Source organism: Actinomycetota bacterium, assembly GCA_030019255.1.
In the GTDB taxonomy this organism is placed as follows: Bacteria; Actinomycetota; Geothermincolia; order Geothermincolales; family RBG-13-55-18; genus Solincola_A.
Genome location: JASEFK010000002.1, coordinates 21,071 through 47,247, shown reverse-complemented (window position 1 = coordinate 47,247; position 26,177 = coordinate 21,071). Strand labels below are relative to the sequence as shown.

At 64.1% G+C, this 26,177-nt stretch carries 23 protein-coding genes; 14 read left to right on the top strand and 9 right to left on the bottom strand.

Annotated elements, in window-relative coordinates; genetic code table 11:
• Nucleotides 1-161 precede the first annotated feature (161 nt).
• The 11 genes from QME84_01885 (at nucleotide 162) to QME84_01835 (ending at nucleotide 14,798) form a co-directional block, all read left to right on the top strand.
• Nucleotides 162-1,073: an enoyl-CoA hydratase/isomerase family protein gene (locus QME84_01885; GenBank protein ID MDI6873026.1), complete on the top strand. Its 912-nt coding sequence runs from the start codon at nucleotides 162-164 to the stop codon at nucleotides 1,071-1,073.
• Between the two features lie 546 nt (nucleotides 1,074-1,619).
• Nucleotides 1,620-2,417, top strand: a complete 798-nt coding sequence (locus QME84_01880; protein ID MDI6873025.1) for an enoyl-CoA hydratase-related protein — start codon at nucleotides 1,620-1,622, stop codon at nucleotides 2,415-2,417.
• A 39-nt stretch (nucleotides 2,418-2,456) separates the two neighbouring features.
• Nucleotides 2,457-3,596: an acyl-CoA dehydrogenase family protein gene (locus QME84_01875; GenBank protein MDI6873024.1), complete on the top strand. Its 1,140-nt coding sequence runs from the start codon at nucleotides 2,457-2,459 to the stop codon at nucleotides 3,594-3,596.
• Between the two features lie 166 nt (nucleotides 3,597-3,762).
• Entirely contained in the window at nucleotides 3,763-4,917 is a 1,155-nt protein-coding gene (locus tag QME84_01870) for an acyl-CoA dehydrogenase family protein (GenBank protein ID MDI6873023.1), read from the top strand.
• A 179-nt stretch (nucleotides 4,918-5,096) separates the two neighbouring features.
• Complete coding sequence (locus tag QME84_01865; GenBank protein ID MDI6873022.1) at nucleotides 5,097-5,375, top strand: MoaD/ThiS family protein; 279 nt, start codon at nucleotides 5,097-5,099, stop codon at nucleotides 5,373-5,375.
• Nucleotides 5,376-5,471: 96 nt separating this feature from the next.
• Complete coding sequence (locus QME84_01860; GenBank protein ID MDI6873021.1) at nucleotides 5,472-6,845, top strand: FAD-dependent oxidoreductase; 1,374 nt, start codon at nucleotides 5,472-5,474, stop codon at nucleotides 6,843-6,845.
• 433 nt (nucleotides 6,846-7,278) lie between these two features.
• Nucleotides 7,279-8,763 carry a radical SAM protein gene (locus QME84_01855; protein ID MDI6873020.1) on the top strand — a complete coding sequence of 495 codons (1,485 nt, stop codon included), beginning with the start codon at nucleotides 7,279-7,281 and terminating at the stop codon, nucleotides 8,761-8,763.
• Nucleotides 8,764-9,285: 522 nt separating this feature from the next.
• Nucleotides 9,286-10,362 carry an acyl-CoA dehydrogenase family protein gene (locus tag QME84_01850; GenBank protein ID MDI6873019.1) on the top strand — a complete coding sequence of 359 codons (1,077 nt, stop codon included), beginning with the start codon at nucleotides 9,286-9,288 and terminating at the stop codon, nucleotides 10,360-10,362.
• Nucleotides 10,363-10,644: 282 nt separating this feature from the next.
• Nucleotides 10,645-13,044, top strand: coding sequence for a pyruvate formate lyase family protein (locus QME84_01845; protein ID MDI6873018.1), 2,400 nt, complete (start codon nucleotides 10,645-10,647; stop codon nucleotides 13,042-13,044).
• The gene (locus QME84_01840; protein ID MDI6873017.1) at nucleotides 13,010-13,990 is read left to right on the top strand and encodes a glycyl-radical enzyme activating protein; all 981 of its coding nucleotides are present in this window, start codon (nucleotides 13,010-13,012) and stop codon (nucleotides 13,988-13,990) included. Before QME84_01845 ends, QME84_01840 begins: the two co-directional genes overlap by 35 nt.
• Nucleotide 13,991: 1 nt before the next feature.
• Nucleotides 13,992-14,798, top strand: coding sequence for a pyridoxamine 5'-phosphate oxidase family protein (locus QME84_01835; protein MDI6873016.1), 807 nt, complete (start codon nucleotides 13,992-13,994; stop codon nucleotides 14,796-14,798).
• Between the two features lie 197 nt (nucleotides 14,799-14,995).
• On the opposite strand, the gene QME84_01830 is transcribed toward QME84_01835, so the two are convergent.
• A complete protein-coding gene (locus QME84_01830; protein MDI6873015.1) occupies nucleotides 14,996-16,078 on the bottom strand; it encodes an NAD(P)-binding protein in 1,083 nt (360 codons plus the stop codon).
• A 385-nt stretch (nucleotides 16,079-16,463) separates the two neighbouring features.
• On the opposite strand from QME84_01830, the gene QME84_01825 reads away from it, so the two are divergent.
• The gene (locus tag QME84_01825) at nucleotides 16,464-17,630 is read left to right on the top strand and encodes a hypothetical protein (GenBank protein MDI6873014.1); all 1,167 of its coding nucleotides are present in this window, start codon (nucleotides 16,464-16,466) and stop codon (nucleotides 17,628-17,630) included.
• Nucleotides 17,631-17,657: 27 nt separating this feature from the next.
• On the opposite strand, the gene QME84_01820 is transcribed toward QME84_01825, so the two are convergent.
• The 6 genes from QME84_01820 to rsxC are packed head-to-tail and all read right to left on the bottom strand — an operon-like array spanning nucleotide 17,658 to nucleotide 22,870.
• A complete protein-coding gene (locus QME84_01820) occupies nucleotides 17,658-18,590 on the bottom strand; it encodes an RnfABCDGE type electron transport complex subunit B (protein ID MDI6873013.1) in 933 nt (310 codons plus the stop codon).
• Nucleotides 18,591-18,600: 10 nt separating this feature from the next.
• Complete coding sequence (locus QME84_01815) at nucleotides 18,601-19,224, bottom strand: Rnf-Nqr domain containing protein (protein MDI6873012.1); 624 nt, start codon at nucleotides 19,222-19,224, stop codon at nucleotides 18,601-18,603.
• Between the two features lie 2 nt (nucleotides 19,225-19,226).
• Nucleotides 19,227-19,859 carry an electron transport complex subunit RsxE gene (rsxE, locus tag QME84_01810; GenBank protein MDI6873011.1) on the bottom strand — a complete coding sequence of 211 codons (633 nt, stop codon included), beginning with the start codon at nucleotides 19,857-19,859 and terminating at the stop codon, nucleotides 19,227-19,229.
• A gap of 2 nt (nucleotides 19,860-19,861) precedes the next feature.
• Nucleotides 19,862-20,431 (bottom strand): FMN-binding protein, encoded by a 570-nt coding sequence (locus QME84_01805; GenBank protein ID MDI6873010.1) that lies wholly within the window; start codon nucleotides 20,429-20,431, stop codon nucleotides 19,862-19,864.
• A complete protein-coding gene (locus QME84_01800; protein MDI6873009.1) occupies nucleotides 20,428-21,474 on the bottom strand; it encodes an RnfABCDGE type electron transport complex subunit D in 1,047 nt (348 codons plus the stop codon). The genes QME84_01805 and QME84_01800 overlap by 4 nt, the downstream gene beginning before the upstream one ends.
• 1 nt (nucleotide 21,475) lies before the next feature.
• Nucleotides 21,476-22,870 (bottom strand): electron transport complex subunit RsxC, encoded by a 1,395-nt coding sequence (gene rsxC, locus QME84_01795; GenBank protein MDI6873008.1) that lies wholly within the window; start codon nucleotides 22,868-22,870, stop codon nucleotides 21,476-21,478.
• Between the two features lie 727 nt (nucleotides 22,871-23,597).
• Here rsxC and QME84_01790 point away from each other — a divergent pair.
• Nucleotides 23,598-24,050, top strand: a complete 453-nt coding sequence (locus QME84_01790; GenBank protein MDI6873007.1) for a SoxR reducing system RseC family protein — start codon at nucleotides 23,598-23,600, stop codon at nucleotides 24,048-24,050.
• Nucleotides 24,051-24,188: 138 nt separating this feature from the next.
• Here QME84_01790 and QME84_01785 read toward each other — a convergent pair whose 3' ends face one another.
• The gene (locus QME84_01785; protein ID MDI6873006.1) at nucleotides 24,189-24,977 is read right to left on the bottom strand and encodes a hypothetical protein; all 789 of its coding nucleotides are present in this window, start codon (nucleotides 24,975-24,977) and stop codon (nucleotides 24,189-24,191) included.
• A gap of 22 nt (nucleotides 24,978-24,999) precedes the next feature.
• Nucleotides 25,000-25,338, bottom strand: a complete 339-nt coding sequence (locus QME84_01780; GenBank protein ID MDI6873005.1) for a prepilin-type N-terminal cleavage/methylation domain-containing protein — start codon at nucleotides 25,336-25,338, stop codon at nucleotides 25,000-25,002.
• Between the two features lie 338 nt (nucleotides 25,339-25,676).
• Here QME84_01780 and QME84_01775 point away from each other — a divergent pair, with 338 nt between their 5' ends.
• Nucleotides 25,677-26,141 carry a DUF2752 domain-containing protein gene (locus QME84_01775; GenBank protein ID MDI6873004.1) on the top strand — a complete coding sequence of 155 codons (465 nt, stop codon included), beginning with the start codon at nucleotides 25,677-25,679 and terminating at the stop codon, nucleotides 26,139-26,141.
• Nucleotides 26,142-26,177 lie beyond the last annotated feature (36 nt).

Here is a 26,177-nt window from a genome sequence, read left to right as displayed (position 1 = left end):
CGGACCCTTATGATTATTCCGGCGGCAAGCAGGTTAGCCGCCGTAAGCTGCAGGCTCCGTCCTGTAGTGGCCGGAGAGTGACGCCGGGGGGCGCGCGCCCATGGGGTTTCACCATCCGAGAGAGGAAAGGGCATCTTTCCAAGCTTTTGAAGGGGGCTGAGATGGAGGAACGGGGCTCCATCGCCTGGGAGGTGGTCGACGGCGCCGGATGGATATATTTCAACCGTCCGGAGAGGCTCAACGCCCTGCAACCGGGTTCGGCCCGAGACCTCTGGGCCTGCCTGAATGCCCTCGAATCCCGCGGCGAGGTCCGGGCGGTGGTCTTCACCGGCCGAGGGAACGCCTTCTGCGCGGGGATGGAACTGAGCGAACTGGAGGGTGCCACGCCGCTGGCGGCGCGACGGCGCGCCCGGGAGGCCCAGATGATCACCGACCGCATAGCCGAGCTCTCCCTGCCCACCATCGCCGCGGTGAACGGCGTGGCCATGGGGCTGGGGCTGGAGATCTGCCTGGCCTGCGACCTGGCCCTGGCCACCCCGGGAGCGCGCTTTGCATTTCCCGAGGTCCGGCTGGGAATGATCCCCTCCGGGGGCGGGACCCAGAGGCTGGCCCGCCTGGTGGGGCTGCGAAGGGCTCGCGAGATGCTTCTCGCCGGGCGTGTGGTGGACGCGGAGACGGCCGCGGCGTGGGGGCTAGTGAACCAGGTGGTGGGGGAGGAGGAACTGGTCTCCCGGGTGCGGGAATGGGTGGAGAAGGTGTCCCAGGGAGGAAGGACGGCCATCTACCTGGCCAAGCGCTGCCTGAATCGTTCCCTGGACCTGGATCTCACCCGGGGCATGGAGCTCGAACTGGAATCCTTTTCCACCTGCTTCGCGAGCGGCGATCCGGCGCGCAGCATGCGCCGCTTCGCAGAGAAGAGGGTCTCGCAGGAAATGTCCACCGGCGTGGATGAAGGAAGGGCCGCCGAAGAGAGGGCCGGAGCCACGGAGAATGAGTCCAAGGCTCCGGGGAGCGATTCCGACTGGGAAGGCGGGGAGGGGGAGGGCGGAGAAGAGGAAGACCTCTTCGAGTGAAGATCTTCTCTGGGATATCGCCGGTCATACCGGGAGAGGACGGGCATAGGCTTCAGGGTGGGCATCGCGGGGTTCCGGTCGCCGGCAAGCCCACCGGGTTCGGCATCCGGGCGGCAGCACCTTCGGGATGCCCGATTCTACGGCATCTTGAGGGGCGGCCCTTTCCATCGGCCGGTCGCCGTTTCCGCTTCACGCGCGTTCAGCGATTTCGTTTTCCATATATCCGGCGCGTTTATCGCGCCCGGGGGCGGGAAACCGAGGTGTAGATCGTCCACCGGTATATTCCTCCCGTCGCCGAAGGGAGTGAGCGATGTATGTGGAAAATATTTCCTCGACCTCCTGTTTCCTCCCGGCGTTGGAGAGAGGCGCGAAGGCGCCCACGTTGCCGTCGAGAGGTGATCTTCTCGCGTGCCGGAGGAGGGATGAGGCGGGGGGCGAAATGAGCGCGGATGCCGTGGGCTTCGGGTGACCTGCCGATGGACGGCGGCGGAGAGGGCCTCGCCGCCGGCAGGCGCGGGCATGAAGGGAAAGGAACGAGGAGGCGAGATGGGCACTGAGACCGCGGAATTCAGGTACCTTCTGGTGGAACGTGACGAGGAGGGCATAGCTGTGCTGCGGCTGAACCGCCCGGAGGCCAGGAACGCCCTCAACCTGGAGCTCATCGCCGAGCTGGGCCGGGCGGCGGACATGCTGGCGCGGGACGATTCCGTGCGGGCGGTGATCGTCACCGGCGGGGAGGAGGTCTTCGCCGCCGGTGGTGACATCAAGGAGATGGCCGGAAAGTACGCCCCGGACATGCTCAACGCCTACGGAGCCGACCTCTCCGGGTTCGAGAAGATCGAGCGCATTCCCAAGCCGGTGATCGCCGCCGTCAGCGGCTACGCCCTGGGAGGGGGATGCGAGCTGGCCCTGGTCTGCGACATGATCGTGGCCTCGGAGACCGCCGTCTTCGGCATGCCGGAGATCACCCTGGGCATCATCCCCGGGGCGGGGGGGACCCAGCGCCTGCCCCGCCTGATCGGGCCCCACCGGGCCAAGGAGATGATCTTCACCGGCTCCTTCTTCGACGCCCAGGCCTGCCGGGAGATGGGGCTGGTGAACAAGGTGGTCCCGGTGGACAGGCTCATGGACGAGGCCAGGGAACTTGCCCGGCGCTGCATCCGCAACGGGGCCGTGGCCCTGGCCTGCGCCAAGGCCTGCGTGAACGAGGGGATGAACACCGACCTCTATACCGGCCTGGCCTACGAGCGCAAGTGCTTCAGCCTTCTCTTTTCCACCGAGGACCAGAAGGAGGGCATGCGGGCCTTTATCGAGAAGCGCAAGCCCGCCTTCAAGGGCAGGTAGGTCGCAGGGAAAATGCGAGCGAGGGAGGTGCCAGAGGTGATTTCCTTCCAATTGACCGAGGAGCAGGAGGCCGTCCGCAAGGTGGCCCATGAGTTCGCGGAGCGGGAGATCCGGCCGGTGGCCGCGGAGTACGACGAGCGGGAGGAATACCCAGAGTGGTTCGTGGAAAAGGCCTTCCGGGCCGGCCTTACCTACACCTACGTGCCCGAGGAGTACGGGGGGCAGGGCATGGACTTCCTCACCGCCTGCATCGTGAATGAGGAGCTGGCCTGGGGGTGCTGTGGATTCGCCACCATCCTGGGGGCCAACAACCTGGGGGTGACCCCTCTTTTGGTGGCCGGAAGCGAGGAACAGAAGCGGAAGTATCTCACCGACCTCACCTCCCGCCCCTCCCTGGCGGCCATGGCCCTCACCGAGCCGGAGGCCGGCTCGGACGCCGGGGCGGTGAAGTCCACCGCCGTCCGGGACGGGGATTATTACGTGATCAACGGCAGCAAGTGCTTCATCTCCAACGGGGGCATCGCCGACCTGCACACCGTGTACGCCTCCACCGACCCCTCCAGGGGTACCCGGGGCCTCTCCTGCTTCCTGGTGCCCAAGGGGACGCCAGGTCTCTCCGGGGGCAAGAAGGAGCGCAAGATGGGGGTGCGCGCCTCGGTGACCTCGGAGGTCATCCTCTCCGACTGCCGGGTGCCGGTGGAGGATCGCCTGGGAGAGGAGGGACAGGGCTTCAAGATCGCCATGATCACCCTGGACAAGGCCCGCGTGTCCGTGGCCTCCAACTCGGTGGGCATCGCCCGGGCCGCCCTGGAAGCGGCGGTGGATTACGCCCGGCAGCGGGTGCAGTTCGGACGCCCCATCATCGAGAACCAGGCCATCCAGTTCATGCTGGCGGACATGGACATGGACATCGAGGCGGGCAGGCTCATGTACTACAAGGCCGCCTGGCTGGAGACGCAGGGGATGCCCTTCACCCGGGAGGCGGCCATGGCCAAGACCTTCTGCTCGGACATGGCCATGCGGGTGACCACCGACGTGGTGCAGGTCTTCGGCGGCTACGGCTACATGCGCGATTACCCGGTGGAGAAGCTCATGCGGGACGCCAAGATAAACCAGATCTGGGACGGGACCAACCAGATCCAGCGCATCGTCATGGCCCGTTCCCTGCTGGGGCGCTGAGGACGGGGTGATGAACCCGGCCGGAAGTGATGTTAGTATATTAGGCGGCCGGCGACGGGGGCCCGCAGGGTCCTCCCGGACCGGCGAACCTCCGCCGCCCCCGTCATGAGAGGTAAGAGGGAGGGCCTCGCAAGAGAGCAACGGATGAGGAAAAAGGAGGTAGAGGATGGACTTCGAGCTCTCTCCGGAACAGAAGGCCTTCTTCAAGGAGGTCAAGGAATTCGCCGCCAAGGAGATCGCCCCCTACACCGAGGAATACGACCGCAAGGGGGAATTCTTCTGGGAGGGATGGAAGAAAATGGCAGACATGGGCCTGCTCGGCCTGCCCTTCCCTGAGGAGTACGGCGGCTCCGGCGCCGGCGCCCTGGACACGGCCATCGCCATGGACGCCTTCGGGGCCGGGGGCGGCGACGCCGGGATGTCCCTCTCCTGGGGCGCCCACACCATAATCGGGGCCGTGCCCATATGGGTGATGGGGACGGAGGAGCAGAAGAAGAAGTACCTCCCGTCCATCTGCAGCGGGGAGAAGATAAGCTGCTTTGGGCTTACCGAGCCCGACGCCGGCTCCGATGCCGCCTCCATTAAGACCACCGCGGTGCGCGACGGCGACTACTACGTCATCAACGGAACTAAGATGTTCATCACCAACGGCCCTATTGCCGACCTGTGCATCGTTATGGCGGTGACGGACAAGGAGAAGGGCGGCGCGGGCATCAGCGCCTTCATTGTGGAGAAGGAGTTCGGCGGTTTCGAGGTGAGCAAGGAGCTGGACAAGATGGGCAACCGCACCTCCCCCACCGCCGAGCTGGTCTTCACCGACTGCCGCGTCCCGGCGGAGAACCTCCTGGGGGCCGAAGGCGAAGGCTTCTATGGAGTGGGCAAGGCCACCCTGGAATGGGAGCGCGCCATCATGGTGGCCCCGGCGGTGGGAGGCATGGAGGCCAACATCGAGCGCTGCGTGGAATACGCCCGGGAACGCAAGCAGTTCGGGAAGCCCATCGGCAAGTTCCAGGCGGTGGCCTTCAAGATAGCCGAGATGAAGTGCCTGCTGGACGCCGCGCGGCTGCTTGTCTACCGGGTGGCCTGGATGAAGGACCAGGGCATCCCGGCCATGATGGAGGCCTGCGTGTGCAAGCTCTTCGTCACCGAGGCCGCCTTCCGGGTGGCCAGCGAGGCGGTGCAGATCTTCGGCGGCTACGGGTACATCCGCGAGTACCCGGTGGAGAGGACTCTGCGGGACGCCAAGCTGGGGACCATCGGGGCGGGCACCTCGGAGATCCAGAAGCTGATCATCAGCCGCCTCCTCCTGGGCAAGCTCTGAAGGGGAGGTAACCACGCGAGGCCGGCAGTCATCCCCGGCCCCCTTAACCTTCGATGTGCAAGGAAAGACTTGGAAGAGAAAGACCCCACGGGTTAATTTATTGAAGAGCTGACGCGGGATCGGAAAACAGCTCGGCTAGGCCTATTTGGCCGGAAGGTCGAGTTATTGGGGGAATGCCGATGCGGGTGAGGGTGCGTTTCACGGGCTTGATACGGCATCACCTGGGTGACAAGGAAAAGGAATTCGAGCTGCCGGAGGGTTCCCGCCTGGGAGACCTGCTGAAGATGGTGGGAAGGGAATACGCCTCGCGCATGCCGGCCCAGATGTGGGACGCGGAGAACGAGAGGTTTCATCCCCTCATCGTGGCCATGCGCAAGGGGGAGCCCTCTTCCGGCGCGGACACCCCCTTGCGCGACGGGGACGAGATATTCCTCCTTTCTCGCATGGCCGGAGGATGAGCATGTGCCGCAAAAGCGGCGGCCGAGGACCATCGATCGCCCTTACGGGAGTTACGCCATTCCGGGAGGGGGAGGTGTTGAAAGGGAGGGAGTGGAATGAGCGACTACGACGCCATCGTGGTGGGTGCGGGTATCGCTGGGCTGGGGGTGGCCACCCAGCTGCAGCAGGCGGGGAAGAGGACCCTCCTTTTGGAGACGTATCCCCGGCCGGGAGGCCGCATGCAGTCCTACGACCTGCCGGGAGGCTACCGGGTGGACACCGGCCTGCACCTCATCGAGATGGGGGACAAGGGGTACTGCCACCAGCTGGGGACCAGGGTGGGGGTGGAGTTCGAGTGGGCCTCCTTTTCCACCACCCTGGACCTCTACCAGGACGGGGAGTGGCGGGACATGCAGTCCTTCATCCGCCTCACGGACGAGGAGAAGGCCCTCTTCATCGAGGTCATGAAGGGGGTGGCGGCCATGGAGGAGGAAGACTTCCGGGCCTGGGACAACCGCTCCTTCGACCAGTGGCTGGACGAGAAGGGCATCTCCGGCAGCCTGCGCGAGGTGTGGGAGAACATGAGCATGATCATGACCACCATTCCCGACACCCGCGAGCAGTCCGCGGGGGAGTGCCTGTACATCGCCCGGGAAGCCCTGCGCAAGGGACGCGCGGTGCTCATCGCCGCCTATCCCCGGGGAGGCATGGGTGGGATAATCAACCCCCTGGCGGTTGCCTTCCAGGAAATGGGAGGCCGGCTGGAGCTGGGCCGCAGGGTGGAGATGGTGGTCTTCGAGGGGCGCAAGGTAATCGGGGTGAAGGTGGCCCGGGAGGGTGGAAGCCCCATCGCCCGGGAATGGCGCGTCCCCTCCACCGACCTGGTCACCGCCCCCCTGGTGGTGCTGGCCCTTCCCATCTGGCACCTGGACAAAGTCCTGGACTTCGACCGGCGCTACTCCCCGCTTCCCTCCTGGTGGCTGAAGCGTATCGAGGACATCCGCGGGGAGCGCACCGGCCTTTTGGGTTACATCATCGCCACCCGCAGACCGCTTTACGAGCGCACGGTTTTCATGTCCGCCCTGCGTTCCCCGCGCACCGGGCTTCCCTTCCAGGCCTTCGCTCCCACCGCCTTCGACCCCGGCGTGGCCCCGCCCGACCGCTACCTCCTGGTCACCGACAACGTGGTGGAGCCGGAGGAAGTGGAGGACAAGTTCAGCCGGGACCGCCTGCTGGAGGCCCACTGGGAGGACGTCAAGGAGATGTACCGCTTCGAGGACGGGGAGGTGGAGTTCGCCATCCCCTATTACACCGCGGGTTGCGACGGCCTGGCCCGCAAGCCGGGGCTCACCGGGGATTTCAAGCCTGACGTTCAGGCCCCGGGCGTGTACGGCCTCTACTTCGCCGGGGACACCTACCTGGGACGTGGCCTGGCCATCGAGGGGGCGGCTCGCTCGGCCATCCTCTGCGTGGAGCGCATCCTGGGCTGAGGGTGACACCTTGGCCCTGATCTTGGCCGTAGCGGCTAGGTGTCATGCCCGTCGCTCCCCCGGGCGCAAGGCTCGCTCCGAGGCCTTTCGGTCGCGCCGACCAGGCACGGCGCCGTCAACTCAATTCCTGGTACCTGGTATTCCGTGAGGTGGCAAAGGTCGATTTTTTACGTATTTCACGACTTGAAAGGGCACCGGGCGGTGACGGTAAGGCGCTCGTGCGCCGCTCAAATTGCTGGCGTTCGGCCATTTGGTGCCGCTCGGGAAACTGGTTTATTATTAACTCCGTATGGAGAGGGAAAAGGATGGAAGAGAAGCGATGCAGTTTGACATATCCCTCCGGAAGGTTTGAAGATACGGAAAGAACCAAGGTGGGAGCCCGGCTTGCTCGGCAAGGGAACCGCGCCCCGCGTAAACCAATCAAGTTTTGCGCATGGAGAAAGACAGCCTTAACCCGGTGATCATCTCCGACGCCTGGGGGTACGGGCTCCTGGAGACCAAGCCCCATCCCCTCTGGCAGGTGCGCTATGCGGCTATCCGCAACAAGGCCCTGCTGGTCCCGGAATACGGGGCCATGTACATCGCCGCCTTCCTCAAGAAGCATGGCTGGGAACCGCGGGTCCTCAACCTGGTAGCCGACGTCTTCCGGGAGGAATCCTGGTTCCGGGAGCGGGAGGAGGGTCTTCCCGACGACTTCCGCTCCACCGCTCCCGTGGGCGGGGAGGAGGCCCTGGCGCTCATGAGGAAGAACTTGGAAGATTCCCTGCGAGACCTCCAACCCCGGGTGGTTCTCTTTCCCATCTCCATCTACTACATCGCGCTCCATGCCCGGGAGATGCTGCACCGGCTGCGGGAGATGCTCCCCGAGGCTGTCCTGGTGACCGGCGGCATCTACGCCACCCTGCACTCTCAGGAGATCATGGAGGATGGGGCGGCGGACTTCGTGGTCCGAGGAGAGGGAGAGTGGACCACCCTGGAGCTTTTGCGGGCTTTGCTTCGGGGGGAGAGGGATTTTTCCCGCATCGACGGCCTTACCTGGCGGGACGGAGATGGAAGGATCATCCATAACCCGGACCGGGAGAGGGAACGCGACCTGGACCGCTTTCCCCACATCTACACCGTCTCCGGGGAATTCCGCATCGCCGACCGCCACCGCCTCCTCAAGTCCCTGAACCCCTTCGACGATTACATCCCCGGCGCCGGCTTTCTTACCTCGCGGGGATGCCCCGAACAATGCACCTTCTGCTTGGACCCCGCGGTGTGGAAGCGCCGCACCCGCTTCCATTCCCCGGCTTACGTGCGGGAGGTTCTCGATTACTGCTGGGAGCATTTCACGGAGGGGGAGCGCTCCTTCTACTTCGGGGATGCCACCTTCGCCCTTAACCGCCCTCGCCTGCGGGCCCTGCTGGAGACGGTCCGGGAGGTCCCCTACGCCTACCACATCCAGACCCGCGCTGATTCCCTAACGCCGGAGGTGCTGCGGGGCCTCCGGGAGAGCAACTTCCGGACCGTGGCCCTGGGGGCGGAATCCTTCGATGACCGCGTCCTGCGGGAGGTGGTGAAGAAGCGCACCACGCGGGAGGAGATTCTCTCCGCGGCGCGGGCGGCCCGGGAACACGGGCTGACTCCCATCCTGACCTTTATCGCCGGCCTTCCGGGCGAGAGCCGGAAGAGCCTGGAACGCACGGTGGAGATCCTGCGGGAGGAGGGCATCCGGGAAGCCACCTTCTTCCCCCTGGTGGTCTTCCGGGGCACCGAGCTCTATAACCTCTTCCTGCGCACCTTCTCCGAGGAGGAGCGGGAATCCCTGCGCCTCAACCCCTGGTCGGAGGAATTCTGCTTCGCCAGCGAGGATTTCCCCACCATGGAGGAGTTGGTCGATTACGCCCGCCAACTTAACGACGCCATCCGCGCCTGAACCCCCGAAAGTTCCCGGGGCACGCGGATTTCTCACCACCTAAAAGACCACCGGTTTCCCGTGACCTATCAGGTGGACCGATCGGGATACGCCCATGAAGCGCCCCGGGCACGCCTTATCCCCGGGGTCCAGGCGCACCCGCGTTTATTGATTTCTCCAACTGTGGCCGGGGAGAGGGTCGTCGACTCGAGTAACGCCCTCCAAGAGCGATGTTTCCAATCATACGTCGGGTTGGGATTCACCGGCTCACCGGTCACTTCGAGGCTTGGACGGAGTAATCATGGCGATGGCCTTGCTTTGCTCCATCCATCGTGGTTGAGGGAAATCCCCACGGTAATCTTGGGTTCCTGGCCCGCTTTCCTTTCCCGCTCCCGGGACGGGGAGGTTTGCGACGGATTACGGCGCGGATTATCATGGGGATAAAGAATGATGCCGGAAAACGGAAGACGGCGGCACGGAGCGAGGGAAGCGGCTTAAGTACGGATTCGCAGGCTGAAGATTTAGATTATAACGGGAGGCGGGATGATCGCCAAGGAGCTGAGGACCTTCGCCCGCACCAGGGTCTTAACCAGCGTGGAGAAGAGAGCGGCCGGAAGCGGCCTGGATAAGAGGCTCTGGAAAAAACTGGCGGATCTGGGCATCCTCGGGGCGCCCATCAAGCGCCGCTACGGGGGTGAAGGTGGCGGGGTGGAGGAGTTCGTGGAGAGCCTGGCCATCCTGGCGGCGGAGGGTTACGATCTCGGCTTGGCCTTAAGCGTCCTGGACCACGTCATGCTCTGCGCTTACCCCCTGCAGACCTTCGGTTCGGAAAGCCTCAAGAAGCGTTACCTCCCCCTTCTGTGCAGCGGGGAACAAATCGGCGCGGCGGCGATCTCCGAACCGGGTTCCGGCGCCAACCCCTCCCGCATGCGCGCCCGGGCGGAACGCCGGGAAGAAGGCTACGTCATAAGCGGCGAGAAGGGCCCGGTGACCAACGCCCCCTCGGCGGGGATCTTCCTGGTTCTCGCCGCCACCGACCCCGCGGCCGGGAAAAGGGGTCTCTCCGCCTTCCTGGTGGAGAAAAACGACGGAGTGAAGGTGGAGGAAGTGGAGCTGGGATTTCTTGCCACCTCTCCCCATGGAAAGGTTATCTTGGAGGAGGTCCGGGTTCCCGGGGACCGGCTGGTGGGCGAGGAGGGATGGGGACACGAGCGTATTTCCAGGTCCCTTTTCCTCTGGGAGAGGACGGCCGTCATCCCGGTCATCGTGGCCTTCCTCGAGCGCTGGCACCACCTGCTGGTCTCTCCGCTGGACCCCGCCTCCATCCCGCCCGACGTGCGTGCGCCGCTGGCACAGAGGAAGGTGGAACTCACCGCCTTCCGGGTGCTCGGAAAGCGCCTCCTGGAGCTCACTTTCGGGGACACGGAGGACGGAAGGGAGCGCCTGGAGCTGCTGCTCTTCTTCGGCAAGGCACTGCCCGAATGGGTGGAATCCATGCGCCTCCTGGTGGAGGAGGCCCGCATTCCCCTGGATGACAACGCCAACCGCATGCTCAACGACCTGCGCCTCCTCGAGGTGGGCAAGTCCATCCTCGACTGGCAATTGCAGAACCTTCTCTGATTACACGACTTTAATCCAGGTCAATGCCGCATGCCGTGCATGGATCGGCGGTTCCCTCCTCGACCGGCGGCGGAATTTCCCCGGTTCCCCGTGCGCAATCCGGCGAGGACCCCGGGACGGAGCTGTCTTCCGCGCCGCGGAAATCTTCCGCGGCCCTTCGACCTTAATCCGGGTCAACGCCGCGTGCCGGGCATGGGTTATCATAGGGTTGTTATCGATTAACAAGCGGGATACCGGTCGATGCCGGCGCAAGGACCGGCGGCGCCGTGGGAGGTGAGGAAGGTGAGGGAAAGCGAAGTAGTGAGCCCGGACCGCATCTGGCGGCCCTCGGATAACCTGTCCCCGCGGGTGAGGAGGCTGCGGGAGGAATACTATTCCCTCGAGAAGCGGCCCTATTTCCGCAACGAGGTGCTTCCCTTCACCACCGGAACGGAATGGGACGAGGTGTGGTCCCCGGTGAACTGGGGCATCATACCCGAGATGGTCCCCTTCATGGGGGACTTCGCGGAATCCCTCAAGGTTCTGGCCCGCAAGGTCGAGCTTCCGGAGGGATTCTGGGATAAACCTCTCATACTGCGCCGGGCGATCTTCTTCCGTGAAGTACTGCGCCGTTACCTGCCGGTGAACATCCTGGAGGGCGAACTTATCGTGGGAGGCCAGTTCAACACCGCCCTCTCCAAGTGCCACAACAAGAAGGAGGGAAAGCGGTGGAAGAAGGCTGTGGACCGGTGGTGGAAGCGGTGCGCGGAGATAAACGAGCTGGGCATCGGCAATACCGGCGCCGTTCCCGGGCATCTCATTCCCGACTATCCGCGGGTGCTCCGCGAGGGCCTGCGCGGCATCTGCGAGGAGCTGGAGCGCAGGCGCGGGGAGTCCGACGACCCCTCCTACCGGGATTTCCTGGAGGCCTTGATCATCGCCTGCGAGGGAGCGCGTGAGCTTGCCCTGCGCTACGCCGAGGAGGCGGAAAGGCTGGCGGGCGAGGAGAAGGACGAGGCCCGGGCAATGGAGCTACGGGAGATCGCCCGCATCTGCCGCAAGGTCCCCTGGGAGCCTGCGGAGACCTTCCACGAGGCGGTGCAATCCATCTGGTTCACCCACATGCTGGTCATGGCCGCCGAGTCCTATCCCGGGGCAGGGCTCTCCCACGGGCGCTTCGACCAGTACATGTACCCCTACTATCGGAAGGATCTGGATAGCGGCCGGCTGACCCGGGAGCAGGCCAAGGAGATCCTGCAGTGCTACTGGGTGAAGCACAACTACGCCTACGACTTCCAGTGCCGGGTGCTCAGCAACCAGGGCATCAACTCGGGTTTCGGGCAGCTCATGACCCTGGGGGGCATCGATGCCGAGGGCAACGACGCCTCCAACGAGCTCACCTGGCTGCTTCTGGAGGTCATCGAGGAGATGAACATGCTGGAACCCAAGCCCAACATCCGGTTGCATTCCAAGACCCCAGAACCCCTGCTGCAGCGGGTGGCGGAGATGATCGCCCGGGCTCAAGGTTCCCCCTTCCTGATGAACTTCGACGAGAACGCCATGCGCGGCCTGGAGTGGCAGGGCCTGCCCAAGGAGCGCCTGTGGGATTACGCCCCCGTGGGCTGCCTGGAGAACACCCTGCAGGGGGACGACCGCTCGGGAACCGTGGATGTCAACGTCAACTTGGCCAAGGCGGTGGAGATGGTCTTCTTCCGCGGCCGGGACGCGGCCACCAGCAAGCGCATCGGGCCGGACACCGGGCCCGTGGAAAAGTTTTCCACCTGGGAGGAGTTCCGCCGGGCCTTCGAGGTGCAGCTCAAGGCCCTCCTTGATTACGTGCTGGACATCAGCGACGAGGCGGACCGCATCCGGGCGGAGTACGAGCCCACTCCCTACCTCTCCGCCCTGGTGGGCGGCTGCGCGGAGAAGGGGAGGGACATCACCCAGGGTGGGGCGCGCCACAACTACATCACCGTGGAGGGGGTGGCTTTCGCTACCACCGCCGATTCCCTCACCGCGGTGAAGAAATTGGTCTTCGAGGACCGCAAGGTGAACCTCGGTGAACTGAAGAAGGCCCTGGAGGACAACTTCGAGGGGCACGAGGCCCTCCGCCTGACCCTTCTGAACAAGGCCCCCAAGTACGGGAACGACGACGATTACGCGGACGAGGTGGCCCGCTGGCTCTCCCGCACCTGGACGGAGGAGGTCTTCAAGCGCACCTCACCGGCCACCGGGAGGAGGTACCGCGGAGGCTACCTCTCCTGGAACTACTGGATATCCTTCGCTCCCTCCACCGCCGCCACTCCCGATGGGAGGAAAAGGGGCACCTACCTCTCCAACGCCATCGGGCCGGTGGACGGGGCGGACCGCAACGGCCCCACGGCGGTGACCCTGTCGGTGGGAAAGCTGGGCCTGGAGACGGCCCCCAACGGGGCCTCCCACACCATAAGCTTCAGCCCTTCCCTGCTGCGGGACGCGGAGCATATCGAGAAGCTCATGGCCTTCCTGCGGGCCTACGGGGAGAAGGGAGGAACCGCCCTGCAGGTCAACGTCATCGACCCGGACACCCTGCGGGAGGCACAGCGCCGCCCGGAGGAGTACCGTAACCTGCTGGTGCGGGTCACGGGTTACAATGCCTACTTCGTCATGCTGGGAAAGGAGATACAGGATGAGATCATTGCCCGGGAATCCCACCGCCTCTGAGCCCGGCAAGATCTGCGGCGTGGTCTTCAACGTGCAACGCTACTCCACGGAGGACGGCCCGGGCATCCGCACCACCGTCTTCCTCAAGGGATGCCCCATGCGCTGCCCCTGGTGTCATAATCCGGAGGGATTGGACCGGCGACCCCAGCTGGTGTGGTACGACGTGCGTTGCATCGGCGCACGCGATTGCCTGCGGGTCTGTCCCCACCGCGCACTTACCCTGACCCCGGAGGGCATGGTCATCGACCGGGAGAGGTGCGACGCCTGCGGCCTGTGCGAGGAGGCCTGCCCCGCCGCCGCGCTGGAGGTCATAGGGAGGGAGAGGACGGTGGAGGAGGTGGCCGCGGAGGTGTTGCGGGACCGCGTGTTCTACGAAAAGTCTGGGGGAGGGGTGACTCTGTCCGGAGGCGAGCCCGCCCTGCAGGAGGAGTTCTCGCGGGCGCTCATGGAGGCGCTCAAGGCGGAGGGCATCCACCTGGCCCTGGACACCTGCGGGGGCATGGCCTGGAAGAGATTGGAACCCCTGGTGGACCTGGCCGACCTGGTTCTATACGACATCAAGGTCATGGACCCGGATGCCCACCTGGAATACACCGGCGTCCCCCTGGACCTGGTGCTGGAAAACGCATGCCGGGTGGCGGCCACGGGGAAGCCCATGTGGGTGCGCACCCCGGTCATCCCCGGCTACACCGACGCGGAGGAGAACGTGCGGCGCATCGCCCGCTTCATCCGGGACCAGCTGCCCACGGTGGAGAGGTACGACCTGCTGGCCTTCAACAACACCTGCGACGCCAAGTACCGGCGCCTGGACCTAATCTTCACCCTGGCGGGACGGGGACTCATCCCCGAGGAGAAGATGGAGAGGCTGGCAAAGGCGGCCAGTGAGGAGGGGTTGGCCGTGGCCCGCTGGTCGGGAGCCACGGCGAAGGAGAAGGGGGTGAGTTAGGGTGGAACTCTCGCCCGAGGCGCGCGGGCTTTTCGCCGAAGAGATGGCGGCCAAGTTCCTGGCCACCGTGGACCCAGAGGGCCGCCCCAACGTGGCTCTCATCGTCACCCTGCAACCGTCACCGGACGATCGCCGGGACCGCCTTATCTTCGGGGAGTTCCTCATGTGGAGGAGCAGGGAATACCTGGCAAACAACCCCAGGGTGGGTATGGCCTGCGTGAACACCAAGCTGGAGATGGTCACCCTCACCGGGGACTTCCGGGGATTCGAGCGCACCGGTCCTTACAAGGAGACCATCGACTCCTCCCCCCTCATGCGCTACAACGCCTATTCCGGGGTGAGGTCGGCGGGAGTCATCGACGTGCGGGACCAGGGCCCGGTGCGCCGGGCCTCCTTCCTCTCCATCCCCCTGGACCTGGTGCGCCTGAGGCTGTGCGGTCGGGACGGGCTACCGCAGGGGGTGGACATGCCCCGATTGGTTAAGGAAAAATTTACCATGTTAACCTCCATCAAAGCCCTGGCGGTGATGGGGGAGGACGGCTACCCCCGGGTGATACCGGTGCTCCCGGTGGTGGAGAAGGGACCGGGCCTGCTGTTCTTCAGGGCCGCGTCCTACAACCGGGAGCTATCGGAGGTGCGCACTCCCTGTCCCGCGGCCATGGCCCTGGTGACCATGGACGCCAAGTCCTACAAGGTGAAGGGGGAGCTCCTGGCCGCGGGGAGGAGACGCTACGCCCTTCGCGTGGACGAGGTGTACAACGCCATGCCTCCCCGCGTGGGCGACCTCATCAAAGGGGTCAGGTCTTGAATTATGATACCCCTGGGGGTATATTGAGAAAATAAGCCGCCGGGTAACGGTCTCGCTCTTCTCCACGCAATAGATTGGGGTCAGTCACTTGCTGTTGCTGGGAAAGAGAAAGGGAAAGGGACTGACCCCTGAATCTTGCTGGGGGAAGGCAGGGTCTTTGTGCTGGACCCCATCGCTGCCCTGCGTATTCGCGGTGGTCAGTAGACACCGAGACGGGCGAAGCCGGGAAGGTTGAAGGGGGCCCGGAAACGGCTGAAGTAGAGGGCGGCCAGCTTCTTCATCCGCGTGGGGCCTACCAGGCTCATCTGCCATTCCAGCCAGTTCACGTGGGGCCGTATCCGGTACCACACCCGGTTCTTGAAGTTATACCCGCGCCGGTAATGGCGGTTGAAGCGATTGAACTCCTCGACGGCTTTGGAGCGGTCGTACACGGCCATGGCTGCCACCTTTCCCGTCACCAGCGCCCCCAGGATGCCGAACCAGAAGAAGGGGTCCATGGCCCCGCTGATGGTCCCGCAGAGGATGAGGCCGTGGTGGAAGAGACGGGGATTATCGGGGCTGGCCAGGGGGACCGCGCCCGACACGTAGGTCCAGTTGTCGTGCTCCACCCCCTCGTGGCGGACCATGAAATCCCGGTACTTGGCCAGGGCCTTCCGGTCGATGTGGCGATTGGAAAAGAGGAGATCGAAGTAGTAGTTGTTGCAGGAACTAAGATAACCGTATTCCGAGACTACCTCGTCCACCCAGATCCAGGAGAGGTTGCTGAAGCCGATCTCCCCACGGGATATCCAGCCGTACCAGCGCAGGTAGGGAAGGTCCAGCATCTCGTAGACGCTGGGGGTGAGGCCGCAGGCGATGATGGTGTTCTCGGGAAGCCCGGGCAGGTCCTCCTTCCGGAGGGGAGAGTTGAAGCGGAACTCCACCCCCAGCTTCCGGGCCTCGCCGTAAAGCAGGGTGTCCAGGCTGGTGGGGCGGTTGCCCCGCTCCACGGTGTACATGTCCAGGACCTCCAGGGGTGGATGGAAGACGGCCTCGTGGAAGTAGAAGGGACAGCGTAGAAGGGGATGGAACACTGGCGAGAGATCGATTCCGATGTACTCGGAGGTACGTTCCACGTCGATGGAGGTGGTATGGGTGGAGGGGTTGTAGATGCTGTCCCCCCCGTAATCCCCTTCGCGGTCGTGTACCACCACCCGGTAACCGCGGCGCGCCAGGTCGATGGCCGCCACCAGTCCGGACATGCCGGCGCCGTAGATGGTAACATCGTATGCTTCAGTCAAGGCAGAACCCCCTTTCGTCCCGCCCTCTCGTACGCGTGCGCCGGAAATATCTTATCACTTGTCACCGGCGGAGCCGGTCACGATAAAGAAGGGGTATGGGCCGTTTCCCCGGGCTCAGGCCTTGGAGGCCGGGCACGAGAGCATGAGAGCAGCAATGGTTAACCGTCCACGGTACATGGGCCGTGACCCGGGTCCACGCCCTGGAGAAAAGGGATGAGGAGTCCAAGGGAGGGAGTCCCCGGCAGCAGGCAGGTGCCGTGGGGAAATGGGGTTAAGGAATGTCCAGGTCCACGGGGTGGGCGGCGGTCCATGGCGGCCTGCCCAGGAAGGGGGTGCGGGCAACGGGTGAAGGTCGTTTACCGCCCGCCTGGCTATAATGGGGAGCATGGAGGAAAGGTACCGCACGCCCGCGGGGAGGAAACGGAACCTCCTGGCCGAGGAGATGGGAAAGTTTTCCATATGCTACGCCCTCTCCGAGCATGCCTCGGCGGAGGGCAATGACCGCCGGGGAGAAACCTTCTCCGGCCTGGAGGTGCAGGGAATAAAGGAGGGCATCTTCAGGGAGATACTGCGCGAGGGGGATACGGTGGAGGCGGAAGGGATGCTCAGCCCCTATGCCGCCATCTACCAGCCCCGAGCCTACTACCCGGCCTACGTGATGGGGGAGATGCGGGCCGCCCTGCGCCGGGGGGAGCCGCCTCCCCAGGCCTCACCCCATTACCTGCCGGTAAGCCGCCTGCCCGAGCTCCCGGATGGAAGGAGGATCGGCTTCCTCTACTCACCCCGCAAGAAGGATTTCGACCGCCCCGACTTCCCCGCCCACGTGAGGGACGTGCTCACCCGCGATTTTCCCCGCCTCCCGGTCCTTCTCCACGCCGGGGACCACGGGAATTGGGGATTGGTGCGACTGCGCGCCCGGCTCCTGCGGCTCGAGCGGGAGGCCATGCGCCGCCTGGCCGGAATGGGCGAGGAGGCATATACGGCTTACGCGGCCCGCGGGTTGGTCCATTTCCTGGAGCCCCTGGAGATGGAGAGGGTGCAGCCGCTTCCCATGCGGGGTTCCCTCTTCGCCGAGATATCCTTTTCGGGTGGGACTTCCTGGGAGCGGACCTGCGGGGCGCTGGACGTCATCCTGCGGGAGACGGTAGAGGAAGTCTTTCCTCCCTGCGAGCGCGGGGAGAGGCAGGAGGGCACCTACTGCCTTCCGCACAGCGGCCACCATGTCTTCCGCTTCCGCAGCCGCCTTTTCGCCCTGGTCTACCATCCGGCCATCGCCGTCTTCCGTGCTCCCGGGCTCCTGGGTCTCTTCCTGCCCGCGAACCTGGGGGGCGGTGAGGATGAGCCCCACGAGCTCTTTCAACGCCTCGCGGAGGGTGTGGCGGAGCGCATTTTAGCCGATTCCGGGGTGGCAAGCGGCTGTAAGGTGGAGGTGGCCTACGACAACCGCCTGCCCTGGGTTCGCGAATGGGGGGTCCTGGCGGGACCTGATTTCACGGCCCTGAGCGAGGAATATCCCTTCCTGGTCCCCACCCTGAATTGGCTGCAGGGATGACGGGTGGGTGTTATTCAACCTCACTGGTCAGGAGGAGTCTACTTCCGCCTCGTCTTCCCCTGCCCGAGAAGAAGTCGACTCCTCTTTCTTGTCCTTTTCCTTCTCCTGCCGCTTTTTCTTCTCCGGGACCACGAACTCCCCGCCCTCCGAGTGCCCCGCCCTTTCCACCCACACCTGTATGGAGTCAGTGGGGCAGACCGCGGCACAATCGCCACAGTTGGTGCATTTCGTGTAGTCGATGGAGGCGAAGCCGTTCTCCACGCGTATGGCGTCCACCTGGCAGGCCTTCTCGCAGCGCCGGCAGCCTATGCACGCCACCTTGCACACCGAGGTGGCCTTCTTCCCCGTGTACCGGCTCTTGCAGCGCACGAAGACCTTGGCCGCGGCGGGAACTATCTCTATGAGGTCACGGGGACATACGTCGGCGCACAGCCCGCATCCCGTGCACTTGTGCACGTTAACCCGGCGGATGCCCTCCTCGTCGAAGGCGATGGCGCTCACCGGGCAGACGTCGGCGCAGTCCTGGAGTCCCAGGCACCCGAAGGGACAGGCCTTACCCCCTCCCAGCAGGTGGGCGGCGCGGCAGGAATTCACCCCCTGGTAGAAGGCGCGCTGGGGGGAGAGGGATTTCCCGCCACGGCAGTGGATGTGGGCCACCAGGGCCACCCCGGCTTCCACCTCCAGGCCCATGATCCTTCCCACGGCGATGGTCACGTCCGGGCCCCCAGCCCGGCAGACGCTGACCGGGACCTCGCCTTTGGCCACCGCCTCGGCGGCCGCCTCGCAGCTGGGAAGGCCGCAGGCCCCGCAGTTGGAGCCGGGGAGGATCTCCAGGATCTCCGCCATCCGGGGATCGGTTTCCACGTGGAAGCGCCTGGAGGCCACGGCTAGAACAGCTCCCAACAGGATGCCGAAGCCCGCCAGGCTGATTATCGCTTTCCACACCAGGGACCAGTCCATGTCTCACCCCTCAAAGGTTGAACATCCCTGCGAAGCCCATGAAGGCCAGGGAGAAGAGGGCAGCGGTGATGAAGGCGATGGGCACCCCGCGGAAAAACTTGGGAATGGGGGCCAGCTCCAGCCTCTCCCGCATGGCGGCGAAGAAGATGAGCACCAGGGAGAAGCCCACGGCCACGCCTATGGTGTAGACCAGCGCCTCGGGGAACCCATAGTGGTAAGCCACGTTGAGTTTGGTGAAGAAACCCGGCTTGACGCTTTCCGTGGCCGCGGCCAGGACGGCGCAGTTGGTGGTGATCAGGGGCAGGTAGATGCCCATGGCCCGGTAGAGAGGAGGGCTGGTCTTTTTGATCACCATCTCCACAAATTGCACCAGGCTGGCGATGATGAGGATGAAGGAGGGGATGTATAGGAACTCCCCCACCCCCAACGGCTCAAGGACGTAATTCCAGGCTATCCAGCTCACCGAGGTGGCCATGGTCATGACGAAGATGACCGAGATGCTCATCCCCAGGGAGGTCTCCAGGCTGGTGGAGACCCCGAAGAAGGGGCACAGGGCGATGAAGCGGATGAGCAGGATGTTGGCCACCACGGAGGCGCCGAAGAAGAGAAGGAAGTATCTCCAGGCCTCGTTCACGACTATCCCTCCTCGGCTCCGGGTTTTTTCCGCGCCTGGTACCATTGCAGCAGGGCGGAAAGCAAGGCGTAGGTGATGAAGGCGCCGGGGAACATGATCAGTATCATTGGCACCGCCTTGATATGCAGGTCGATGACCTTCTTCTCGAAGAGCACTATCTTCCCGGTCCCGAAGAGTTCCCGGAAGACGCTCATGATGAGCAGCACGGAGGTGTAACCCATCCCTATGCCCAGCCCGTCCATGAAGGCGTGAGATACTTTGGCGCTGGATGCGTATCCCTCTGCCCGGGCCAGGATAATGCAGTTGACCACGATGAGGGGTATCCACACCCCCAGCCTTTCGTAGACCGCCGGGATGGTCTTCAGGGTAAGGTCCACGATGGTCACGAAGGAGGCGATGACCACGATGTAGATGGGGATGCGCACCTGGTCGGGGATGAAGTTGCGAATCAGAGAGATGATAACGTTGGAACAGGTGAGCACGAAGATGACCGCCAGCCCCATGAAGATGCAGTTCTCCACCCGGGTGGAGATGGCCAATGCGGAACACAGCCCCACCATGAGCACCAGGAGGGGGTTGGTGGTGATGAAGCCCTTGCGCAACTCGCCCCAGAGGGTCCTCTTCTTCTCCTCCACGGTCAATCCTCACCCCCCTCCTGCAGTTTTCTCCACATCTCCAGGGCCTTGTTCACCCCGTTGGTGATGCCCTTGGAGGTGAAGGTGGCTCCCGTCCAGGCGTCCACGTCCACCTTGAGGGTCAGGGGCTCTGGGCCCTTGCCCTGGAAATTGGAGAGATATTCCTCCGAGTCCAGGGCCACCGCCCCCAGCCCCGGGGTCTCCTCGTTGCTCACCGCCTTGATGCCGGTGACCTTCCCCTCCATGTCCACCCCTACGGCCATGGTGATGAAGTTATAGCCCTTGCTCTTGAGTACGAAGGCGTAACCGGCACGCCGGCCGGCCTCGTCCAGGCCCTCGAAGACGGTCAGGAGGTCAGGGAAAGCGGGTTGCAGCAGCGCCGTCAGTTCCTCGCTCTCCCGGGGTTGAGCCTGTATGGAGGAAAGCACCGCCTCCGCCGCCCTGGCCCGCCGCTTGGCCTCCTCCTGGGCAATGCGGTCCTTGACCACGGTGTAGGTGAACCCCAGTCCGGCCGCGGCCACCGCGCAGACCAGGAAGAGGCGCAGGCCGAGATTGAGGACGTGGCGCATCATGATCCGCTCGCCTCCTTGGTCCTGGGGACCTTACCGTAGGTGCGGGGCAGGATGTAGCGGTCGATTATGGGTACCAGCCCGTTCATGAAGAGGATGGCGAACATCACGCCCTCCGGATTGTTGGACCAGAAACGCAGGAGCCAGGTCACCAGGCCCAGCCCCAGGGCGTAGATCACCTTTCCGCGCGGGGCCAGGGGGCTGGTAGTGTAGTCGGTGGCCATGAAAATGGCCCCGATGAGTAACCCACCCGCCAGGGTGTAGAAGAGGGGGTCCCTGCCGGTAAGGGCGGTGAGCGCGGCCACCGTGCTCACGTAGATGACCGGTATCCTCCAGTCGATGATGCGCATGAACACCAGGTAAACGCCTCCCAGGATGAGGAGCAGGGCCGAGACCTCCCCCAAACATCCCCAGGGATTGGCGAAAAGAAGGGGCTTGTAGTAGGAAGAAGCCTGGATACCGTGGGGAACTCCGCCAGGCCCGACGGGGCTGAGGGAGGGGTCGTAAACGATCTTCATGGCCGCCAGCGGGGAGGCTCCTCCGGCCACGTCCACCGCCTTCTCGATGGCCTTGTGTGCCGAGGTGTTGGCAATGCCGATGGCCGCCGATTTTACGTACCCCGCCGTCATGTAGGCGGCCCAGGAGACGAAGGCCACTGCCCTTCCCACCAGGGCGGGATTGAAGAGGTTGTGGCCCAGTCCGCCGAAGACCTGTTTTCCCAGCACGGTGGCCACCAGCCCGGCCACCAGGGCTATCCACCAGTTGACCCGTGGAGGAAGGGTGAGGGCCAGGAGCAGGCCGGTGAGCAGGGCGCTGCAGTCGTCCAGGGTCACTGGGAGGCGCCTGGCCTTCTGCACCGCCAGTTCGCCCAGGAGCGCCCCGGCGATGGAGGAGAGGATGACGTAAAAGCCGTGAATGCCGTGGATGATGACCGAATACAAGGTCACCGGGGCCAGGGCGATGATCACCTGGCACATGATCTTCCGGGTGGTTATGGGGTCCCGGATGTGAGGGGAAGTGGATATTATGAATCTGGAGGTCTCCATTTCAACCTCCCTGCTGGCCGGCGGCTTCCCTTTCCCGGGCTCGCCTTTCCTCGGCGGCCTTCAGGCGGGCCAGTTCCGCCTTTCCGAACTTTATGAGCTGCACGATGGGGTTACGCGTGGGACAGGTGTAAGTGCAGCATCCGCACTCGATGCAGTCGTTGATGTTCAGCCGCCTCGCCTCGTCCCATTTCTCGCGGTGGGAAAAGGCTGCCAGGTAGGTGGGGACCAGGTTCATGGGACAGGCCTCCACGCAGCGGCCGCAGCGGATGCACACCGGTTCCCGGGGGATCTCGTACGCCGCTTCCTCGTCCGAGAGGGCCAGGATGCCCGAGGTTCCCTTGACCACCGGAACCTCCAGTGTATATTGGGCCAGGCCCATCATGGGTCCGCCCATGATAACCTTGGCCGGGTGGGACATGAACCCGCCGCAGGCCTCCACGGCGGCGGCGAAGCTGGTACCCAGGGGAACCAGGAGGTTGGAGGGTTCCCGGATCACCGAGCCGGTCACCGTGACCACCCTCTCCACCAGGGGCAGGCCGGTCCGGAAGTAACTGGTGATGGCCCGTGCCGTCCCCACGTTGTTCACCACCACCCCCACGTGCATGGGCAACCCCCCGGAGGGGACCTCCCTGCCCAGCAGGTTGGTGATGAGCACCTTCTCCGCGCCCTGCGGGTAGCGGGTCCTGAGGGTGCGCAGCTCGATGGCCGGGTCGCGGACCACCTCCGCCAACCTTCGGACGGCCAGGGGCTTGTTGTCCTCCACGGCGATGATAGCCCGGGGGGCCCCCACGGCCTTCATGATGATCCTCAGCCCTTCCACCACCTCCTCGGTATGTTCGAGCATCAGGCGGTAGTCGGCGGTGAGGAAGGGCTCGCACTCCGCGCCGTTGAGGATTACCGTGTCGATGGGGAATTCTTTCGGGGGCGCCAGCTTCACGTGGGTGGGAAAGGCGGCCCCTCCCAGCCCCACCATTCCCGCCTCGCGCACGGCGCGGCGGATGTCCTCGGGCTCCATGTTCTCCCATTCCAACGGCTGAAGGGAGGGATCCCGCTCGTACCGGCCGTCGTTTTCGATGATCACTGCCGGTGATTCGCCGCCCGCCGGATGGGGATGGGGGGCTATGCCCCGCACTGTTCCCGAGACGCTGGAATGCACGGGGGCGGAGACGAAGGCTTCGGAGTCACCGATCACCGTGCCCACGAGTACGCGGTCTCCCTTGTCCACCCGCGGGGAGCAGGGCGCTCCGATGTGCTGGCGGAGGGGGATGGTAACCAGCTCCGGGGCTTCCATGCGGATGATGGGTTTATCGGCGGTGAGGTGCTTGTTGTCCGGAGGGTGGACTCCACCCCTGATCCTCTTTCTCAACCCGGCGTTTATCCCTGCCCCGATTCTCATTGATGCTCCATGTCCGCGGGAAAACCGCCTGTTCCGAGCACAATAAAACCGTATTGTAATTTAACCCTTGCCCCAGGTGATGTCCAGGGTTTTTTCGAAATTTCCAAAAAAATTTTTAATGACCCCGAAAATTGTTTATACCTGGTCGGGTGACCGGTGACATGTCCGGGGTCCGGAAAACGGCGGGGATGAAGACCATAAGGCTTCCGGCTGCGGGACGCGGTGGTGGGGAGGAGACGATGCTTACCGGGGTGAACGGCGGGAATACGGCCTTTGTGGCCTGGGCTGCGGGGCCCGATGAAGAGGAGACAAGTTTATCGGCTGTTGATATTGGTCGGCTGGGTTTCGGCAGCGTCAAGTTGATAAAAACAAATTTGGTCCATGGCTATGTTGCGGGCTAACGCCCGTCCAATGCCTGGATTTCCGACTTCGGCTTCCCTGGGTGCGAATGGCTGTTCCCCGTGACCAGGCAGATTCCTGTACCGGAGATTTTAACAAGGTTGCCGAGAAACGACGGATAGCACGAGTATACTCCGTACTTGCCGGTATTGATCGGGCAGGCACCGGCCTTGGTCCTGCAGAATTTCCATACTAGGGCGACCTGGCTAATCTTGGCCCATCAGACAAAGGCTTCGGGAGGGCAATATGGAGGTATCCTCCTTTGGGGGTTAATCGACCTCCGCCTCGGGTCTTATATCAGCTTGACCCCGGGTCTTATACTTGACCCATGGAATGCAGGGGTCTGGTCGTCGGCCGCGAGGACGGGCGGGTCCGGGTGCGCGTGGCGGGAGCGGAATGCGCCGAATGCGGAGCGTGCGGTATCTTTTCCCGGTGCGGCGGCCGGGAGGTTGAGTTCACGGCCCACGACGAAACGGGAGCCCAAGAGGGGGAGGAGGTGGTTCTGGACATCCCCGACCGCGCCGTGCTCCTCTCCTTCCTTGCGGCCTTCGGGATTCCCCTCCTATCCATGGCCGCCGCTTACCTGCTCGTGTACTTCCTCTTCCTCGCCGTTGGTGGAAGCGTTCACCAGGGCGCGGCGGTTATCACCGCGGCGGCCGCCGGAGGAGGCTCCTTCTGGTGGAGCGTCAGGCTGGCGGGGAAGAGGGTTATCCACCCTCGTGTGATTTCCGTGTTTGGGAAGGGCCCTTCCCTGACCGAGGGGCGAAAGGGAACGGATTAGATTTTTCTTCTCTCTGGGCGAAGCCCCGGACACGAGCCTCCGAGGACGGCAGGCTGGTTCAGCGAATCGAGCACTCCCTATGTACCTCAAAGATGAAGTCCCGGGCACGAGCCTCCGAGGACGGATGGCGTGGGTGGACTAAAGGACCTTTGCCAGTTCGGTGAGGAATCCCTCGATTGTTTCGCGGTCCTCGGGATAGGAGCTGACGGTCACCCGGACCTCGGCTGGGCCTTCTTTCTCCCGGCCGGTGAGCATCCCGTTTATCTTGTCCCCCAGGCGGGCGCCGCAGGCCCGAGCCCCTTCCGGTCCCACGTTGGGGAGGAGGACCACCAGTCGGTTTTCCACCCGGGCGAGTTCGTCCACGGCGCGGGTGTCGCTCTTGAGCACGTTGACCGTAATGTCCCGGAGTATCTTTACTTCCCTGCTCCTCATCCGGGAGAGAAGGGCGGGATCGAAGGAGAAGATCACCAGGGAGAAGGGTTTCCCGTACCTCTCGTGCTCCAGGATGCGGTGCCGTATCTCCCGGTGCAGGAATCGGGCGTTCCCCACCTGGGTCTCGTCGTCCACCAGGTCCTGTTCCTCCATCTTCACGAAGAAGTAGCGGAACTGGACGCGTATGTAGTAACAGAGGAAGGCCAGTACCCCGTAGACCAGGAACTTGGCCCCTATCAGCTGGACGAGCACCCCGCCCTGGAATTCCCCCCTCCACGCCAGGCGGGAAGCGGTATAGATGACGAGGGAGAGGAGGAAGGAGAAGGCGGCCCCTCGCTTGCCCCCGTAGAGGCTGGCCACCACGACCACCAGCATGAGGCAGTGACCCAGGACCTCCACGGCGTCCGTCTTCTGCACCGCCATTCCCACCGCCATGGCCGCGACGGCCAGGCTCATCACCAGGAGTATCAGGCGCTCGAACTTGGCGTATCTCATGGGCTTTCCTTCCTCCCGAAGGTCACAGGTCCTGGTGATACGGACACCGTACCTCGCCCTCCAACGGATCGTAGAGGTAATCCTGTCCCGACCTGGGGCAGCGGAAGTCGAAGCCCCCCTCCAAGTACTCGGGTGCCAGGTCCCGGAGGGAAGGGGGGTAGGCTCCGTTCTTGGCCTCGTACATACGGATCGCCTCCCTTATGGTCTTGAGGTTGGCGCGGCAGGCGGTCTGCCTGGTGCGGTCCAGGGAGAAGGAATAGGAGACGAAGGCGATGCCCAGGAGGATGCCGATGATCAGGAGGACCATCATCATCTCCACGACGGAGAAACCATCCTGCTCGCCATGGCGCCGGCTTCTCATCATCCACCATCCTTTGCCTTCTTAATTCTCGGTGCATATATTTATCTCCTTGAACATTCCGCCTGGTCTTCGACCTTCCGACCCCGGACTATTTTGTTTACATGATTTCGGCTCCACCGGGGAATAATAAAAAAAAGGATTGCGGAGCAGGACCTGAAAATAGGAACGGAGTACCGGGAGCGGGGCCAGGGGAAGGACGAAAAACCGCATTTCCTGGAAGCTGTCTTTCGGTAGCTGGAGAAGGGACGGCGTTCGGCCACCGGGCGAGTGCTCCTGTCTCCGGGGATTCCAGGACCGCGAAGAATGAAATGAGCTGGCAACATATGTCATGTAGTGAAATGCCGGTTAAGGAACCGGGGAGAGGCTCGCCGACGGAAGTCAGACGGCTGGCGAGCGGCCGCTTCGTCCGGGATGAGGATGAGGCGTTCCTGGCGGGAGGAACCCTGGTCCTCGCCGCCTCCTTTCTCTATCCCTACCTGCAGGGGTGGGTGGAACGCCTCTCCCCCGGGTGTCTTTTCCGCCACCTCACCGGCCTTCCCTGCCTGCTGTGCGGGATGTCGCGCAGCTTCGCCGCCGCCTCCCATGGACGCCTCGCGGAGGCCTTCCGTTACCACTTGCTGGGCCCACCATTGTATTTCCTGGTGACGGTGGTCACCCTGGGGCTTTTCCTGGAGTGGGTGGTCGGACGACCTTTGCTGCCCCGGCCAGGGGAAGAGGCCCGGAGGCGCCTGGCGAGAGCAGGATTGGTCTTGCTTGCGGCGGCCTGGGTGGCCCGACTGCTGCTCTTCGGCGTGGAAGTTTGATCGGCTCATGTGTTGGGAAGGAGGAAAGAAGTAAGC

Coding starts and splice junctions, on each gene's coding strand:
- QME84_01885 (MDI6873026.1), top strand. CDS start 162: ATGGAGGAACGGGGCTCCATCGCCTGGGAGGTGGTCGACGGCGCCGGA.
- QME84_01880 (MDI6873025.1), top strand. CDS start 1,620: ATGGGCACTGAGACCGCGGAATTCAGGTACCTTCTGGTGGAACGTGAC.
- QME84_01870 (MDI6873023.1), top strand. CDS start 3,763: ATGGACTTCGAGCTCTCTCCGGAACAGAAGGCCTTCTTCAAGGAGGTC.
- QME84_01865 (MDI6873022.1), top strand. CDS start 5,097: ATGCGGGTGAGGGTGCGTTTCACGGGCTTGATACGGCATCACCTGGGT.
- QME84_01860 (MDI6873021.1), top strand. CDS start 5,472: ATGAGCGACTACGACGCCATCGTGGTGGGTGCGGGTATCGCTGGGCTG.
- QME84_01855 (MDI6873020.1), top strand. CDS start 7,279: ATGGAGAAAGACAGCCTTAACCCGGTGATCATCTCCGACGCCTGGGGG.
- QME84_01850 (MDI6873019.1), top strand. CDS start 9,286: ATGATCGCCAAGGAGCTGAGGACCTTCGCCCGCACCAGGGTCTTAACC.
- QME84_01840 (MDI6873017.1), top strand. CDS start 13,010: ATGAGATCATTGCCCGGGAATCCCACCGCCTCTGAGCCCGGCAAGATC.
- QME84_01825 (MDI6873014.1), top strand. CDS start 16,464: ATGGAGGAAAGGTACCGCACGCCCGCGGGGAGGAAACGGAACCTCCTG.
- QME84_01820 (MDI6873013.1), bottom strand. CDS start 18,590: ATGGACTGGTCCCTGGTGTGGAAAGCGATAATCAGCCTGGCGGGCTTC.
- QME84_01805 (MDI6873010.1), bottom strand. CDS start 20,431: ATGATGCGCCACGTCCTCAATCTCGGCCTGCGCCTCTTCCTGGTCTGC.
- QME84_01800 (MDI6873009.1), bottom strand. CDS start 21,474: ATGGAGACCTCCAGATTCATAATATCCACTTCCCCTCACATCCGGGAC.
- rsxC (MDI6873008.1), bottom strand. CDS start 22,870: ATGAGAATCGGGGCAGGGATAAACGCCGGGTTGAGAAAGAGGATCAGG.
- QME84_01790 (MDI6873007.1), top strand. CDS start 23,598: ATGGAATGCAGGGGTCTGGTCGTCGGCCGCGAGGACGGGCGGGTCCGG.
- QME84_01785 (MDI6873006.1), bottom strand. CDS start 24,977: ATGAGATACGCCAAGTTCGAGCGCCTGATACTCCTGGTGATGAGCCTG.
- QME84_01780 (MDI6873005.1), bottom strand. CDS start 25,338: ATGAGAAGCCGGCGCCATGGCGAGCAGGATGGTTTCTCCGTCGTGGAG.
- QME84_01775 (MDI6873004.1), top strand. CDS start 25,677: ATGCCGGTTAAGGAACCGGGGAGAGGCTCGCCGACGGAAGTCAGACGG.